Consider the following 16,080-nt stretch of genomic DNA (forward strand, 5'->3'; position numbering starts at 1 on the left):
AACCATAGTCTAGCCAGCCATTTTAAGGACTGGACTCCAAAGAATCATAACGATATAAAAATGCCGTAGGCATGGCCGATTCCGATTGTTCAGGCAAGCAGTCTCCAAATCACAAACCTGCTCCTAACGATGAGATTGCTTCGGGGCCGAACCCCGAAAATTCAATTTTAACTTAGTTTAATCGCCCCTCGCAATGAGGAAACTGGCTCTGCGAGTGAGGCACGAGCAGCCTGTCCCGATTATTTCGGGAAAGCAATCTCCTGATAAACCCTGCCACCTGGTAAATGTCTGGGCCAAAATGCCGTAGGCATGAAGCATTATCTAGCCAGCCATTTTAATGGCTGGACTCCAAAGAGTCAAAACGTTTCAAAAATGCCGTAGGCATGGCCGATTACGATTATTCAGGAAAGCAGTCACCAAATCAAAACCTGCTCCTAACGATGAGATTGTTTCGGGGCCGCACCCCGAAAATTCAATTTTAGCTTAGTTTAAACGCCCCTCGCCATGACGTTAAGTCCTCGGAGCCTCGACGCAATCTTCCAATTTTGCTATCTTTCAATCTTCCAATCCAGCAATGAACAAATCCCAAAAAATCGCCCAATCCTTCTCCCCTGCTGCATTTATCCATGACACGGAGGAAAACCACCAAGCCATCGAGCACCTCATCCTCGAGCAGGAAATCGGAGGATTGACCTTTTTTCATAGCCGGCATTCAGCTGCGGCCAACTTCGAAAAGCGGGCGGAGGCACTGGAGACTGACGGCACTTTTGAAAAAATCATCGGCCTGATCAACCGCTACCAGGTACTTTCCAAAATTCCACTTTTGATCAGCATCGATGGGGAATACGGCCTGGCGATGCGGATCGAAAACACGCCGCAATACCCCTTTGCAATTACCCTCGGAGCAATACAAACCGATGCAGAATCTCTTGTCGAAGAAGTTGGCTTCCGCATGGGAGTCGACATGAAGCGCTCCGGTATCCATCTCAATCTCGCGCCCTGCGCCGATGTCAACACCAATCCCGACAACCCAGTGATCGGCTATCGCTCGTTTGGAAACCAAGTCGATCAAGTAGCCAAACTTGCTTTTGCTGCCTATTCCGGACTGAAAAAAGCCGGGATTGGCGCTTGCCTGAAGCATTTCCCGGGGCATGGAGATACGGCAGTGGACTCGCATTTGGGTTTGCCGATCCTGAACAAGACCAAAGCTGAACTCGAAGCCGAAGAGCTGCTCCCCTTCCAATACGGAATCGACCGAGGCGTAGAGATGATCATGGTGGGGCATTTGGCGGTACCTGCTCTGACGGGAGGAAAGGAAATCCCAGCCAGCATCAGCCGGGAACTGATCACGGATCTGCTCAAGGGAAAGATGGGCTTCCAAGGCTTGGTGATTTCCGATGCTTTGAATATGAAAGCCGTGGCCAACCTTTTTCCCGAACCTGGCGAACTCGAGTGGAAGGCCTTCCATGCAGGAAATGACATCCTTTGTTTTTCAGATCAGGTCAAAGCAGGCATTCAAAAAATAGCGGAACGGGCCACGGAGGAAGAAGTTGACCTTGTATTCCAGAAGATCATGGGACTCAAAACGCGCTTGGGCGTCATAGAGGCCAAGAAAGTAGAGTCCCCTACCTTCGACTGGGAAAGCCATTCCAAGCTCCAGGCTGAACTGGCCGAAAATTATGTCTCAGTGATCTCCGGAACGATCAATCCAAAAGAAATTCATAGCCTGGCCCAAGCCGGGAAACTGGGCTATCGGGAGTTTTTCAGTTCGGGAAAAAGCCATTTCGCTGAGCGGTTGGAGTTGCCTTTTGTATCTATTGAACAATCCGAAAAAGTCATTCTGGCCGTATTTGTTCCCAGTCATAAGCCCCTGAACCAATTCGGCATGGATCTGGAAACCCTAGCCGAAATCCAAAGGCTTGCCCAAAGCAAAACTTGCATCTTGGTTCACTTCGGAAATCCCTTGGCGCTAAAACATCTGGGGAATCTGGAAAATTTTGAGGCGGTGATCTGTGGGTATCAGGGATTTGAGGAGGCGCAGAAGGTTGCTACAAGTTTTTTGGTTTAAAAGTCGAAAACTCAAAAAAATAGGATATTTTCCTGTCAAATAAGCGCCAGAAAAACGAACCCTTTATGGCGCTTAGCATCCCAATTCAGGATCAAAAGCGCCATTTTGTGGCGCAAATAAATAAGATATTGGCGAGTGTATCCGACCTCACCGACAGAAATATTAAATGAAGAAATACACGGCAAACTACACATATACTAATCCGAATTTTGTAATTCAGAACCTCGTAACAAATCAGTCAAACGCTGACTTGTTGCCAATTTTGTATGTTGTAAAAAACATTTTGCAACGTGGTTTACCGACAACTCTCTCAAAATATCTACAATCCGAATTAGGCGAAATTCATAAACTCGAAAACTTTGAAGAACGTTTTTTGTTTGCAACAAACCAAACTCCTATTTGGAACGACACAATAAAAGGCGACACAGAAGACAATTATTATCCAGCAAAAGACTTTTTCGAAAGAATTATTCCAAATGAATTCGGAGAATATTCTTTTATTCAATCGTTGCTAATTCCCGAAATTCAAATCAATGAAATTATTGGCGAAGACAATAAAAACTTCATCAACCAACAAGTAGATTTCTATTTACCACAATCCAAACTTGTAATTGAAATTGACGGACAACAACACAAATTGGATGAAGTTACCAGAGTTACTGACAGCACAAGAGATAACTTTTTATCCAACAAAGGAATTACAACAATAAGAATTGATACAAGAGAATTGCAAAATGGTTCGTATGTTTCGAAAGTTGAAACCATTTTAAATCATCTTGAGAGATTTAAAAAACTTCTATCCTACTACAAAAATGCATGTAAGAAAATAGAAGAATACCAAATGAGCGAAGAAGAAATTAAAACGAAATTATTGCCTACGGCAATAATCCGTTTTCAAGTTTTGCTCATTGAGTTGCTTACTCACAAGTATTTGACATTTGATGAAGATTGGAATTTCAACATTTTAACTCACGAAAATTTACCGGATTTTGCGGAATTGGCTATAAACGATTTGCTTATTTGGATTGATAAACTTTGGCAACTTAAAAACAAACAAGAACTCAAAAAGCCAAATTTCAACATTGTAATTACGACTGACAAAACGAAATTTCAGCCAACAACAAAAGCAATAAATATTGACTTTTCACTATTCAAGCGTTACACAGACGAAAACAAAATCAGCGAAGATGTAATTTTTGTTCGCACAGATTATTTTGACATTGTAAAAGACAAAAACTATTTCAGAGTTAGTACAACCGAACCAATTAATTACAACATCACGGACGAAGACAAAACTAATTTGGAGTTTTTCCTTGATAACATTTTTGACAAGTCAAATTTTCGAGAAGGACAATTTCCAATTGTTTCAAATGTATTGAATAGAAAAGATACAATTGGACTTTTGCCAACAGGTGGCGGAAAATCTTTGTGTTATCAACTTCCTTGTTTGCTTCAACCAAGTATAAATTTTGTGGTCTGCCCCATCAAATCTTTGATGTACGACCAAAATGATAATTTGGTAAAAACTCTTGTAACCAATGTAAGTTTTATTACAAGCGATTTAGAAGCAGACGAAAGACGAGTTATTGAAAGAAACTTTGAGCAAGGACGATATTTATTTGTTTGGATTTCGCCCGAAAAATTTCAAATTCCATCATTTAGAGAAAAGATAAGTGCGATTGTCGCTAATTTTTCAATCGCTTATGCAGTTATAGATGAAGTTCATTGTCTTTCAGAATGGGGACACGATTTCAGAACTTCGTATTTGAATTTAGCCAAAACCATTGACAAATTAAGCCCCAAAGATGAAAATGGTGCAGGGAAAATTAAGTTTATTGGCTTAACGGCAACAGCTTCTGTTAAAGTTATGACAGATATAAAAATAGAGTTTTCAAGACAGAAACAGAGATTAGAAGATGAAAATATAAAATCGCTTTTAGATTACAGCCGTAAAGAATTACAATTTGAAGTAATCAATGATAACGGAAACAAAAGTCAAAAGATAAAAGAACTTCTTGAAGAGCTTAAAGACAATGAGAGTTTTACAGAAAACGAAGAAAAAGTAGGGTTGGTGTTTACACCAAATGTAAATGGAGCTTATGGTTGTTATCAAGTTTCAAATACATTAAATGCCATTTATCAGGATAAAGTAAGTTGGTTTTCAGGAGACATTCCTAAACGTGATGTTTTAGACCAAAACACAGGACGAAAAATTGGCACAGAACCAGTAATGGCAAGAGATGAATTTAATAAATTCAAACAGCGAGTTCAAAAAGATTTCAAAGAAAATAAATATCAATTGTTAGTTGCTACAAAAGCCTTTGGAATGGGTATTGACAAACAAAACATCCATTATACTTTCCATTACGGTTTACCAAGTTCGGTTGAAGCATTGTATCAAGAAGCAGGAAGAGCTGGACGTTGGGACAAACGAAAAGCAGAAAATAAAAATAAGATAGGGAAATGTTACGTTTTACATTCGCCTGAAACTCACGACCAAGAAAGAGTTAAACGACTTTTTGACAAAGACACAACATTTGCCGAAATAAAAAGTATTAGTGATGAAGTCGGATTTGGAGGTAGAGATATTTTCAAACAAGTTTTCTTATTTGTTCAAGGGCAAAACGATATAGAAAAAGATTTTGAAATCATTTTAGGCGTAATCAGAAACTACTTTCGAGAAAACTCAAAACTTCGAATATTTTGGAATGATGCTTATTCAAAATTGAAAATCAATAGCGACACATTACAAAAAGCAATTTATCGTTTAAGTCTTTTAGGAATTGTTTCCGATTGGACAACGAATTTCATTGACCATTTTGAAGTTCAGTTCAAAACTCTTGACGAAAACCACATTATAAAAAGTGTTTCGGATTATATTACGAAGTATGAACCAAACACAGATGTAAAAATAGATTTAGAGAAAATTCCTCAAAATTCAATTTTAGAAAAATCAGTTTGGTATTTACTGAATTGGACTTTTGAGAATATAGCTTATGGTCGTAAGCAATCTTTAAAAACACTTTCGGATTGGTGTTCAGAATTTGAAGACAGCGAAAGTTTTAAACAGCGGATTGATAGCTATTTCATTTTTTCTGAAACAACTTTTGTGCTTCAACATATTGCAGAAAACCCAAAAGAATATGAAAAATGGTTTGAAGTCTTGACGACTAATAACCAATTTCCAAACAAAATAGAGTTCGAGAAACTGAAAGACAGCATAAGCCGTTTTTTAGAGAGTTACCGTAATAATGTTGGGCTAAATTTTTTAAGTGGTTTTGTTCGTTTAGCGTTGAATGATTATGAAGATAGTGACGGAAAAGAACGCTTTGAAAGTGCATTATCAAGTATCAAACAAACTTTTACAGAAGAAGAACAAAGCGATTTTTTATATCGTTTGAAAGTTTTAGGAAAACATTTGACCGAAGAACAAAAAATGGAATTGAGCCAATCCATTTCAGAATATTACCCTGAAATGTTGGAAGAACTCGCAGAATATTACGATTTGGCATATTTGCTAAATGATGTTTATTCTCAAAAATTACAAGAACTAAAAAAACTTAATAAGAAATTTTATGAGCAACTTGCAGAAATTTAATGAAACACTTGAAGAGTTCAACCAAGAAGTTGGACAACTTAAAGACGTTTCGGGTGCTTACAAAAAGTTACAGCATTTAACTGATACCTATAACGTAATAAGCAAGCAGTTTGATGAAAACAGCAAAACGCTTGACAAAATAAATGAACTTCAAAAAGCACAGCAAGAAAAAGTTGCCCAAAGTTTAATAGAACTTGAAAATTCTAACAAACAGGATAAAACCGAGCTTGCAAAACTTGTTGAAGAGAAAACCGACGAAATCCGAAAAGAAAATAAGGAATTCTACAAAGACCTTGAAAGCACAATCAAAATAAAGCTTGACGAAAATAAATCGGAAATAAAACAAATAATTGAAAATGAGCGAAACCAAATCAAACAAATTTTTGAAATTGAGTTTGCTAAAAACACGAAAGAATTAAAACAAGTCATTGAAGCAGAAAACAAGACAATAAAAATTTCTGTTTGGGTAATTGGGGGACTGACTTTAATAATGAGTATTTTAACAGTAATAAAACTATGGACATAACTCCTGACAAAAACGCCAGCCGATAGTCGAGTAGGTAAAGGGGAATTCCACCCCTAAACCTCTCACAGAACCGTACGTGAACCTCTCGATTCATACGTCTCTTATTATGCAGTCGGTATTAGTCTATCAGACTAACTTGTAACCCAATTCCCAACGATAGAACAGGTTTGGAGATGAAACCATCTCCGCTTTTCTATTTGTCAGGAATTTGCAATTACTCTAGCCAAGCCATATCCACCTAAAAAAGCGTACTCAATATGCAAGTCGAAAATCACTTCTCCGCTGGTTGAATTTGCAATTGCAACCTGACCAAACAAGCTGATTTTCAAATAACTAAAATTCCAAAATCTCGAAAACCCCCTTCCGCAATCTGGAAATTGCAATCTACATCTTCTCAGCTCCATTTTCTTGAGATTAGGTTCCTCTTCCCATAGTCGAACCGAAAACACATCCCATTTTTTTCATAAACCCCTCAGCTTTTTTACCTTCGGTAAATGACCAAAAGCAAAACCAAACACTTTTTTCAAATTGCAATGCCCCTGGCAGGAATCATCAGCCTGATTATCTTCCCTCCCTGGCTTCTGATCAAGGCTTGGCTCATGCCCTTACCCGATACCATTCAGGAGCAAGTCGACGAAGCTATTTCCTATGGAATCGAGGGGATGATCGTCTACGTAGATGAAGCACGCAAGGAACCGGCTCTGTACGCCGCAGGCTGGAAAAATCGGGAGAACAAAGTCCCCGCGGACGCACATTCGCTCTTTAAGATCGCCAGCATCAGCAAGCTCTACATCGCCGTCGCGGTCGCAAAGATGACCCACGCAAACCGACTTTCTCTGGACAAAAGTCTGGCCGAGTACCTCCCGGAATTTGCCGACCGGATAGAAAACTCCGAGCAGATCACCCTTCGGATGCTGGTGCAGCACCGAAGCGGAATCCCCAACTTCGTGGATCACCCGGACTTTCCCTGGGACAATCTTTACAAGAAAACCAGCGACACCTACCAGCTCGTCTTCGACCAGCCGGCCGACTTCGCTCCTGACAAGAAGTATCGCTACTCCAACACCAATTACCTCCTGATTGGGGATATCTTGGACAAGACTTTGGGCTATAGCCACCATCGCTATATCCGGGAGGAGATTTTGGTTCCACTGGGACTGAGTCATACCTACAGTCTGCTGAGCGAGGTGGATTTGGATGAGGTGATGAGCGGATACTCTGTCGGCTACGAGCCGGACATCAAGCCTAACGATTATATCATACCTGGCGGCTCCATGGTAGCCACAGCGGAGGATGTCGGGATCTTCCTAAGAGCCTTGAACGACGGTTCCCTCCTGACCGAGGAAGAGCAGGCGATCTACTCCTCCATCTACGAGTATGGGCATACCGGACTGCTACCCGGCTACCAAAGCCATGCATTTTACCATCCGGACATCGATGCCGTGGTGATCCAGTTTGTCAATACCAGCGGGGGTGTGATGTGGAACGTGTCGGAAATCTTTTACAATCGAATAGTCAAAATCCTGAAGAAACAAGAGTAGGCGATGACCTTCTTTGAGTTTGTAACCGAGGACCTTATCGCCTTTTCTTTAACCCAAAGGTCGCGTGTGGGATGACAGCACTTCCATTTCCAAGCGCAAAATCCCCTTCGATTCCCGGCGGATTGGGAGAAAGCAAATTTTAAAAACAACCAAGCATGACTCCAAGAATTGAAAAACTGAACGAGAAAAAATTGATAGGCACACCGCTGAGAATGAGCCTATCCCAAAACAGAACCGGCGAACTATGGGGGAGCTTTATGCCGCGAAAACGGGAGATTGAAAACCGGCTGACAAACGAGATGATTTCGCTGCAATTGTATCAACCAAGCCATTTTATCAATTTTGACCCGGAAAACGAATTCGAAAAATGGGCCGCTGTCGAAGTATCCGATCTTGAGAATGTACCGAGCGGAATGGAAGCGTTCAATTTGACCGGAGGGCTTTATGCTGTATTTGAATACAAGGGATCGAGCAGCGACACCGGCATTTTTCAATACATCTTCGGAACCTGGCTACCCCATTCAGACTATGATCTGGATGACAGACCACATTTTGAGGTTTTGGGAGCGAAATACAAAAACAACGATCCGACATCTGAGGAAGAAATCTGGATCCCCATACGATCCAAGAACGTCTAAGTTAGCCCCCATATATAGAGTTTGTCCCGGTCTTTCTCCCCCTCTGATTTTCACTAAAAAATTGAAAGCAAACAAAGGCTTTAGAGATATGCAGAACGCTTCCGCTAAAGTCTTTGTTAGCCGATAGAGCGAAAATCAAAAGCGATTAACGCCGTTTCATCATATATGACGAGCAAACCAACCACCTTTACCATGAAGAGCAGAAGAAGTTTTTTGAAAAAATCAATTCCTCTAACCGCCTTACCACTCATTCCAATGTCATTGTCAGCCGAAAATCAGCAAAATAACCGTGCTGCCGAAGTCAACACAACAAGACCAAAAGTGATCTTCTTTGACGTAAACGAAACACTGCTGGACCTAAACCCCTTAAAGCAGTCGGTTGTAAAAATACTGGGAGGCAAGAAGGAGCTGGGAACACTTTGGTTCACGACAATGCTCCAGTATTCGCTTGTGGCCACGGTATCCAATAAATACTATGATTTCGGCCAAATCGGAGCATCGTCCCTTATCATGGTCGCCAATAACAACGGAATCACATTGAGTGATGACGAAGCAAGGAGTGCTGTCAAACCAATTCTTTCGCTCCAGCCACATCCTGAAGTAAAAGAGGCATTGGAATTATTGAAGCAAAACAATTACAAACTCATATCATTTACGAATTCATCAAATAAAGCCGTGGAGCAGCAGTTAGATTTTGCAGGAATTGCCAGCTATTTTGATGGCAGCATCAGCGTCGAAGATTACGGAAAGTATAAACCCGATACAGAAGTTTATCATTGGGCGGCACGGAAAATGCAACAGGAAAACAAGGATTGCTTACTGGTCGCAGCCCATGGTTGGGATATCGCAGGCGCGCTTTGGGCAGGCTGGCAGGGAGCATTTATCGCCAGGCCAGGACAACAGTTGTTCCCTTTGGCTCCGCTTCCTCAAATCAACCAGCCAAACCTCCTTGATCTAGCGAAACAGCTGATATCGCCTTAAAATCCGCTTGTTTCACTTCAAAATCTCTCGTTTGCAACCTCGATATCCTATCAAGGGGTTTTCAATCCAAGATTGCATGAACCGGAACATGAAAACTGGAGATTTTATCGGCCTATTTTCACAAATTAGAGTTACAAACCCTGTGAGAACCTCCAAATTGCAAATTTAGAGTAGCACAGGATTTCGAAGCAGAATCGATAATTTGAAAGCTTAACGAAAAAACCGATGAAACCCACAGACACGCACAACCAACGGATGGCGAGCATGACCTTTTCCTCGGTCTATCCACACTACGTCACCAAAGTGGAAAAGAAAGGCCGAACCAAGGCTGAGCTGCATCAGGTCATCACGTGGCTGACGGGCTTCGATGATCAGAAGATTCAAGCGCTGATAGACGAAAAAGTGACTTTCGAATCCTTCTTTGCGCAAGCAACGCTCCATCCGAATGCTCCTCTCATCACCGGCATGATCTGTGGGTATCGGATCGAGGATATCGAGAATCCCCTGACTCAGCAAGTTCGGTACCTGGACAAGCTGGTGGACGAGCTGGCCAAGGGGAGGAAGATGGAGAAGATCCTGCGCTCCTAGACGACACTTCCCAAGGGATTTTTAGACCCCTCGAGGAGCGGCTCCTACCCTGCAAGGGCTTTGAGTCCCTTGGAGGGTTTTCATTTCCCAAAAAAAGTAAGTTCCAGAAAAAACTTTGGGGGCAGAAGCCTCCAAGTTTGCATCCGGTCTTTTTCCCTAGAGCGTCTGAGACAAAAAAACCAAATCACACATGAAACGTTTCCTCGGGGCATTTTTAGTGCTTTTTCAACTAAGCCTCGCTTGGGGACAGACTTCTTTGGAAAAAATCATGCTGAAGCCGGGGCGATATCCGGTCGGGTTTAATCACTATCTGGCTCATGACAGCACGAGAAGCTATCAAAGGATCTACGATTGGAACAATCAAAGTATTCCAAGACCCATCCCTATAAGCATTTGGTATCCTTCGGTGGATCCCCCGGCCGACACAGAACCGCTAAAAGTGGTAGACTACATGCAAATCCTCAAAGAAGAAGAGGAATGGGAACACCTCCCCGACGAGCAGATTTTGAACTGGTTTTACTATGCGAATACACCCGCCAACCAGTCTCATCTCGAAGAAAATGTAACAGCCTTTCGGAATCTAAACCCGGCAAGAGGCAAGTTTCCTGTCGTCGTCTATGCGCCAAGCTACGAGGCATCTTCAATCGAGAATTTTGCCATCTGCGAGTATTTGGCCAGCCATGGATATCTGGTGATTGCCAGCCCAAGCAGAGGAGCCGACACCCGTTTTTTTGAGGGAGGGACAGGGAAAGATCTGGAAACCCAGGCGCGGGATATTGAGTTTTTGGTGAAGGAAATAGCTGGTTACCCGAATGCCAATCTTGAGAAAATCGCAACGGTGGGATTTAGTTTTGGAGGACTGTCGAATGTGCTTTCGCAAGTCCGTAATGAACAGATCAAAGCCATTGTCAGCTTGGATGGAAGTATCAAATACCAATACCCCACACTGAAGAAGTCGCCTTTCTTTGACATCAACCAAGTAAATGTGCCATTTATCCACATGGCCCAAAAAGAAATCCCGGAACAGGTCATCGAAGAGGACAAGTTGGACTCGACGCTGGATCAGTTTGAGTTTTATGACAGTCTAAAATACAGCGATGCCTATCAGTTACAGTTCCATAACCTGACTCACGGGCATTTCAGCACGCTTGGTGTTCTCTTTCAAGAGCGGGACAAAAGACAGGACAAGACCGATTCAGAAATTATGGAATCGTATCGTTGGGCATGTGTCTATGCGCTCAACTTTCTGAATGCTTACCTAAAACAAGATTCAAAAGCATTGGTATTTCTGGAAAATCAATCCCACCAAAACGGTGTCAATAGTGGCTTGATCTCGGCAACTAGAAAGAATGCGCAAAAGCCAATCTTCACTTTTCAGGATTTCAACGAGCTGGCCGCAAAGCAAGACTACCAAAACCTAAAGGAGCTCTATGTCCAGACGAAGAAAAACCATCCGTCCTTGAAACTTCCGGAGGGAAATCTGAATAATCTTGGTTTGCAACTCGTCTTTAACCCAAAGACTTCTCAAAAGGGAATCAAGGTTTTCTTGCTCGCTACGGATATCTATCCCAATTCAGCTAACCTCTTCGACAGTCTAGCTGAAGGCTATTTGTTCTTGGATGATCAGGCAAATGCGAAAGCAAATTTTGAGAAATCGCTGAAGTTGGATAGTGGAAACCAAAACGCAATAAATCGACTTCAACAGCTCAGCGGCAACGGTCCGATCCGCTAGAAATAGAAAGTCACACCTTATCTTCCCGATTCGAGAAAAGTGGAACATGACTGAATTGGCAATTCGTTTCCTTTCTCTAAAGCAAGTGTGCGATACCGTAGAAAATTAAAACTCCCCAAGGGATCTTGAACCCTTGGGGAGTGGCACTACACCACCCTCCAAGGGCTTCGAGTCCCTTGGAGGGTTTCTTTTGAAGATCAAACTAGATTTTAAGCTACGGCCCCATGAAAGGTCATAAGTGATTGGATTGATCCGGATTAAAAGTATATTCCCTTAAACATTTTTCACTATGACCGGCAGTCGGATCCCGTTTGAAGAGGGAGCTTTTTACCATGTCTGGACGCATGCAAACGGCACCGAAAATCTATTTCGAGAGGATGAAAATTACAGATTTTTCCTGTCCAAATATTCCCTCCATATTTCCCCAATGGCCAAGACTTTTGCCTATTGTTTGATGCCCAATCATTTTCACTTCATGATTCAAGTGCGGGAAAGTCCTGAAACCGAGTGCGGAAAAGCTTTTGGGAATCTATTAAACTCCTATTCCCAAGCCTTCAACAAAAAGTATGGGAGAAAAGGAAGCTTGTTTATCCAAAATCTAAATCGCAGAAAGATAGAATCGGATTCCTATTACAGCAGATGCGTCACCTACATCCATCAAAATCCCAGTCACCATGGTTTCGTCAAGGATTTCAAAGAATGGAAACACAGTTCCTGGAAAGCTCTGGTGTCCGAAAAGCCTACTAACCTGGAACGTCAATCGGTCTTGGAATGGTTTGGCGGAATCTTAGGAATAGCCGCCGCTCATGAAATAGAGCATGATCCTGAGAATGAATGGCTTTTTGGAAAATAGTTACTCAATCTCAACTCGGTATGAGCCAAACTCCCAAGGGATCTGTATAAGTTTCAAGCTAAGCTAAACTCCCCAAGGGGTTTTGAACCCTTGGGGAGTGGCGCCCACACCACCCTCCAAGGGCTTCGAGTCCCTTGGAGGGTTTTCTTTCGGGGACAAAAATGGGTTTACTGGCAAAATGCTCGAGGAACAAAACTAGCTTCCAAAGGAGAAATCCGGTTCTCTCCTCTCCGATGTCTTCTAAGATACCACCAGCTCAAACCAAAATTCCCCAAGGGGTCTGTATAAGTTTCAAGCTAAACTCCCCAAGGGGTTTTGAACACTTGGGGAGTATCGGAGATTACTTCTCCACCGAAAATCTATACTCAATAGTATGCTCGTATTTTTCTCCTGGATTCAGGATCGGACTGGGAAAGTTGTCATGATTGATGGCGTCGGGCCAGTTTTGGGACTCCAGACAAAAACCCCAGTGCTTATCATAGGTCTTGCCATCCGCTCCCGAAAAATCCTTCACAAAATTCGCGGTGTAGAACTGCACCCCGACATTGTCTGAATACATGTCCATCACGCGGCCGCTTTCGGCATGACGAACTTTCGCAAAGTGTTTCATTTCATCTGACTTCTCTGTTTTCATCACTAGGTTGTGGTCAAATCCACCGCCGTTGGCGACGATCTGATCGGCTAGGATCTTGGGACTGCGAAAGTCAAAAGGGGTTCCGGTCACGTCTTTGATCTCTCCAGTTGGGATCAAACCGGCATCCACAGGCGTATAGGCATCCGCCCAAAACTGAAACTCATGGTCCTGCACGTCGCGCTTCATCCCGCCCAAGTTGAAGTAGGTATGATTGGTCAGGTTGACAATCGTCTTCTTGTCCGTAGTCGATTCAAAGCGAATTCTCAGCGTATTGTCCAGTGTAAGCTCCATCCAAAGGGTAGTAGAAAGCGTGCCGGGATAGCCTTCTTCCCCATCCATGCTGAGATAGGTCATCTTCACGCCCACCGTCGAGTCATTGGTGTAGGTTTCCGGAGTCCAGACTTTCTTGTTAAAGCCAACCAAACCGCCATGGAGGTGATTTTCGCCATTGTTTGTGGCGAGCTCATAGGTTTTGCCATCCAGTTCAAACTTCCCTTTGGCAATCCTGTTGGCGATGCGACCGGCAGTAGCTCCAAAAAACGGGTTTGGCTTGGTCAAAAATTCCTCGACCGTATCAAAAGTCAGGGTCACATTTTCCAGTTTACCGGTTTTGTCTGGAGCGATAATTTTGGAGATTAGTCCTCCGTAGTTGGACAGCTCCACTTGCATGGTTCCGTTGTCGAGAATGTAACGGAAGATCGACTGACTGTCGTGTTCAGCCACTTTTTCAGCTTTGATCATTAGATTGATGTCTTCATGAATAGGTTCTTGGGTTTGTTTTGTTGAGCAGGCAAAGGCGCCTGAAAGTACGATAGCCAGGCCAAAAAGAGAAAGGTATTTCATGGTTTTTAGTTTGTAAGAATTGAAAATTACAAGATTTTAGGTTTGGGAAATTAGATTTGACAACTTCCCTTTAAGCACCTGCCCGCAGTAGACAAGGATTTGGGGGTCATCGAATTTCGTGTTAGAAAATCGATAGAATGCTAATTTTCAAAAACCGGCGCGCGATTCTTCCAAGTCCTCGAAAATCGTAAATCTACTGTCTGCCATATTTTTTCCGGATCAGATCTAGCTGACGCTGAAGTTCATCCTGTTGGATAAACTTCCCCTGAATCATGATTGCCTGGGGTTTCTGCATCGTAGTCAGATCCTCCAAGGGATTCTTTTGCACCAAGACAAATTCTGCCGCAGCACCTGGCTTTAACACTCCCCATTCCCCGCTTTCTTCAAAATAGTCTGCGCAGTTGACCGATCCAGTTTTTAAAATCTCATAGTTGGACATTCCTGCCTCAGACATGGACGCGATCTCACGATGGATCGAAAATCCCGGCACGTTGAAAACCTGCGGCGAATCTGAGCTCATGATCATCGGCACATTGGCTTTGTGCAAATCCAAGAAAAGCTTCTGCCGAAAGTCTAAATAAGGCTTGACTTTAGTCTCTGCCAAGACCCCATCCGCTTCCAACTTGGTTTTGGTATTGAACCATTGGGTTACGAGCTGCCCCGGCAGGTAGACCATCTCCGGTTGCTGACGAAGTTCATGTGCGGGCTGGTAGCCAAAGTAGCGCTCAAAGAGCGTCAAGGTCGGAGCGATCCAGGTTTTATTCTCCAAGCATAGTTGGATCAATCCAGCCAGCTTGGTCTGGTCTACTTGACCGACCAGATTCATGTTAAATGGCCCAGAAACCGTCGGGTCTATCGTCGTTCCCTCGGGCAGCATCGCCTCCAAAAAGCCATCAATATGCTCCACGGAGCGGTAGCCGTTTGTCACCGAAGTCACCAAACCCACATCCAAAGAGACGTGGCCTCCATAAAAAATCCCAACCTTCTTAGCTTCGTCGGCTATGGCCAAAAACTTCGGTGTATCCAAGCCGGGATGAAGCTTCAAATGGTCGTAACCGGCAGCTTTCTGCACCCGCACCATCTGCCGACCGGCTTCGGGATCCGCCACGGACGACCCGTTGAGTGAAGGTCCTGAGACAAACATCCTCGGGCCAGGCACTTCGCTTTTTTCCACTTTCGCCTTTAATGTCAAATGCGACTCATGCCCTAGCATGCTGCGAATTCTCAAGACACCATTGGCGAGATAAAGCCACAACACATCCTCTTGAAACTCCGGCCCAAACTGGTCTGGATTGGGCAAATGGGCATGGAACTCTGCCAAGCCCGGAAAGACAAACCCTCCTTTACCATCAACCGCCTGAATCCCGCGCGCCGAAATATCTTTCTCAGGAGCGATCTCAAGGATCTTCCCATCCTTCACATAGATCGAGTGATCCTCCAGTATTTTGTCGTCCAGCATCGTGACCACATTGACGTGGTGGATGAGAAATTCTTGTGAAAACGTCGGTACAAAAAAAATGGCCGCAAAAGCCAGTGAGAGCAAAGTTTTATAGAGTTTCATAGTCCGGTTTGTTTGGGTTCGAAACATAATTTCGTTCTTTCCCTTTTTGAAACCAATCCGCAGGTGGATTTTATTGAAAGCAAGGTCAAAGCCATAAAGAGACGAAGACTCAAAGAACGCTAGTGCTGGTGTATCGCATCCTATATCTTTTTCTCGCTCTCGCAAAGGCGCAGAGAAGCAAAGGCTGAACTTTGCGGCTTTCCGGCTCTGCGAGAAAAAAGAATCGAAAACAAAAAAAGGCTGGATCGCTCCCAGCCCAATTATTTCATTCAAACAAATAGCGGACAACTACAACTCTACACTGATGTGAAGTTTGCCACCCAGCCCTTCTTCCACAATCTTCCTCAGTGTAGAAATACTAACATCGCTCACAGCCCGCTCTATCTTGGAAATGTAAATTCTATTCACTTTGTCCGTATGGGGGCTCGCAAAGGCGCAGAGATTCTGTGTTTAAGATCAAGAAGAAATAAGGATTTTCTTAAATTTCGTTACTCAAGTCGGCGTCAGCCAGACTGTG

At 43.2% G+C, this 16,080-nt stretch carries 11 protein-coding genes; 9 read left to right on the forward strand and 2 right to left on the reverse strand.

The window, feature by feature from the left end:
- The first annotated feature begins 574 nt into the window (after positions 1-574).
- The 9 genes from ABD031_RS18410 (at position 575) to ABD031_RS18450 (ending at position 12,525) form a co-directional block, all read left to right on the forward strand.
- Positions 575-2,068 carry a glycoside hydrolase family 3 protein gene (locus ABD031_RS18410; protein ID WP_343854093.1) on the forward strand — a complete coding sequence of 498 codons (1,494 nt, stop codon included), beginning with the start codon at positions 575-577 and terminating at the stop codon, positions 2,066-2,068.
- Positions 2,069-2,234: 166 nt separating this feature from the next.
- Positions 2,235-5,666 carry a DEAD/DEAH box helicase gene (locus tag ABD031_RS18415; protein WP_343854095.1) on the forward strand — a complete coding sequence of 1,144 codons (3,432 nt, stop codon included), beginning with the start codon at positions 2,235-2,237 and terminating at the stop codon, positions 5,664-5,666.
- A complete protein-coding gene (locus tag ABD031_RS18420) occupies positions 5,644-6,192 on the forward strand; it encodes a hypothetical protein (protein WP_343854096.1) in 549 nt (182 codons plus the stop codon). The genes ABD031_RS18415 and ABD031_RS18420 overlap by 23 nt, the downstream gene beginning before the upstream one ends.
- A 494-nt stretch (positions 6,193-6,686) precedes the next feature.
- On the forward strand, positions 6,687-7,733 hold the full coding sequence (locus tag ABD031_RS18425) for a serine hydrolase domain-containing protein (protein WP_343854097.1): 1,047 nt from the start codon (positions 6,687-6,689) through the stop codon (positions 7,731-7,733).
- Between the two features lie 155 nt (positions 7,734-7,888).
- Complete coding sequence (locus tag ABD031_RS18430) at positions 7,889-8,371, forward strand: GyrI-like domain-containing protein (RefSeq protein WP_343854099.1); 483 nt, start codon at positions 7,889-7,891, stop codon at positions 8,369-8,371.
- A 192-nt stretch (positions 8,372-8,563) separates the two neighbouring features.
- Positions 8,564-9,352, forward strand: a complete 789-nt coding sequence (locus ABD031_RS18435) for a haloacid dehalogenase type II (RefSeq protein ID WP_343854101.1) — start codon at positions 8,564-8,566, stop codon at positions 9,350-9,352.
- Between the two features lie 225 nt (positions 9,353-9,577).
- Complete coding sequence (locus tag ABD031_RS18440; protein ID WP_343854102.1) at positions 9,578-9,940, forward strand: DUF2200 domain-containing protein; 363 nt, start codon at positions 9,578-9,580, stop codon at positions 9,938-9,940.
- Positions 9,941-10,130: 190 nt separating this feature from the next.
- Complete coding sequence (locus tag ABD031_RS18445; protein WP_343854103.1) at positions 10,131-11,672, forward strand: dienelactone hydrolase family protein; 1,542 nt, start codon at positions 10,131-10,133, stop codon at positions 11,670-11,672.
- A gap of 289 nt (positions 11,673-11,961) precedes the next feature.
- Positions 11,962-12,525, forward strand: a complete 564-nt coding sequence (locus ABD031_RS18450) for a hypothetical protein (RefSeq protein WP_343854105.1) — start codon at positions 11,962-11,964, stop codon at positions 12,523-12,525.
- A gap of 340 nt (positions 12,526-12,865) precedes the next feature.
- Here the strand turns inward: ABD031_RS18450 and ABD031_RS18455 are convergent, their stop codons facing one another.
- Positions 12,866-14,002: an aldose epimerase family protein gene (locus tag ABD031_RS18455; RefSeq protein WP_343854106.1), complete on the reverse strand. Its 1,137-nt coding sequence runs from the start codon at positions 14,000-14,002 to the stop codon at positions 12,866-12,868.
- Positions 14,003-14,195: 193 nt separating this feature from the next.
- Positions 14,196-15,563, reverse strand: a complete 1,368-nt coding sequence (locus ABD031_RS18460) for an amidohydrolase family protein (RefSeq protein WP_343854108.1) — start codon at positions 15,561-15,563, stop codon at positions 14,196-14,198.
- Between the last annotated feature and the right edge of the window lie 517 nt (positions 15,564-16,080).

The organism is Algoriphagus jejuensis, from assembly GCF_039523455.1.
Classification (GTDB): domain Bacteria; phylum Bacteroidota; class Bacteroidia; order Cytophagales; family Cyclobacteriaceae; genus Algoriphagus; species Algoriphagus jejuensis.

What these genes read in the sequence shown, in the direction of transcription:
- ABD031_RS18450 (WP_343854105.1), top strand. Translation starts at nt 11,962, where the DNA reads ATGACCGGCAGTCGGATCCCGTTTGAAGAGGGAGCTTTTTACCATGTC.
- ABD031_RS18415 (WP_343854095.1), top strand. Translation starts at nt 2,235, where the DNA reads ATGAAGAAATACACGGCAAACTACACATATACTAATCCGAATTTTGTA.
- ABD031_RS18430 (WP_343854099.1), top strand. Translation starts at nt 7,889, where the DNA reads ATGACTCCAAGAATTGAAAAACTGAACGAGAAAAAATTGATAGGCACA.
- ABD031_RS18445 (WP_343854103.1), top strand. Translation starts at nt 10,131, where the DNA reads ATGAAACGTTTCCTCGGGGCATTTTTAGTGCTTTTTCAACTAAGCCTC.
- ABD031_RS18440 (WP_343854102.1), top strand. Translation starts at nt 9,578, where the DNA reads ATGAAACCCACAGACACGCACAACCAACGGATGGCGAGCATGACCTTT.
- ABD031_RS18460 (WP_343854108.1), bottom strand. Translation starts at nt 15,563, where the DNA reads ATGAAACTCTATAAAACTTTGCTCTCACTGGCTTTTGCGGCCATTTTT.
- ABD031_RS18455 (WP_343854106.1), bottom strand. Translation starts at nt 14,002, where the DNA reads ATGAAATACCTTTCTCTTTTTGGCCTGGCTATCGTACTTTCAGGCGCC.
- ABD031_RS18435 (WP_343854101.1), top strand. Translation starts at nt 8,564, where the DNA reads ATGAAGAGCAGAAGAAGTTTTTTGAAAAAATCAATTCCTCTAACCGCC.
- ABD031_RS18425 (WP_343854097.1), top strand. Translation starts at nt 6,687, where the DNA reads ATGACCAAAAGCAAAACCAAACACTTTTTTCAAATTGCAATGCCCCTG.
- ABD031_RS18420 (WP_343854096.1), top strand. Translation starts at nt 5,644, where the DNA reads ATGAGCAACTTGCAGAAATTTAATGAAACACTTGAAGAGTTCAACCAA.
- ABD031_RS18410 (WP_343854093.1), top strand. Translation starts at nt 575, where the DNA reads ATGAACAAATCCCAAAAAATCGCCCAATCCTTCTCCCCTGCTGCATTT.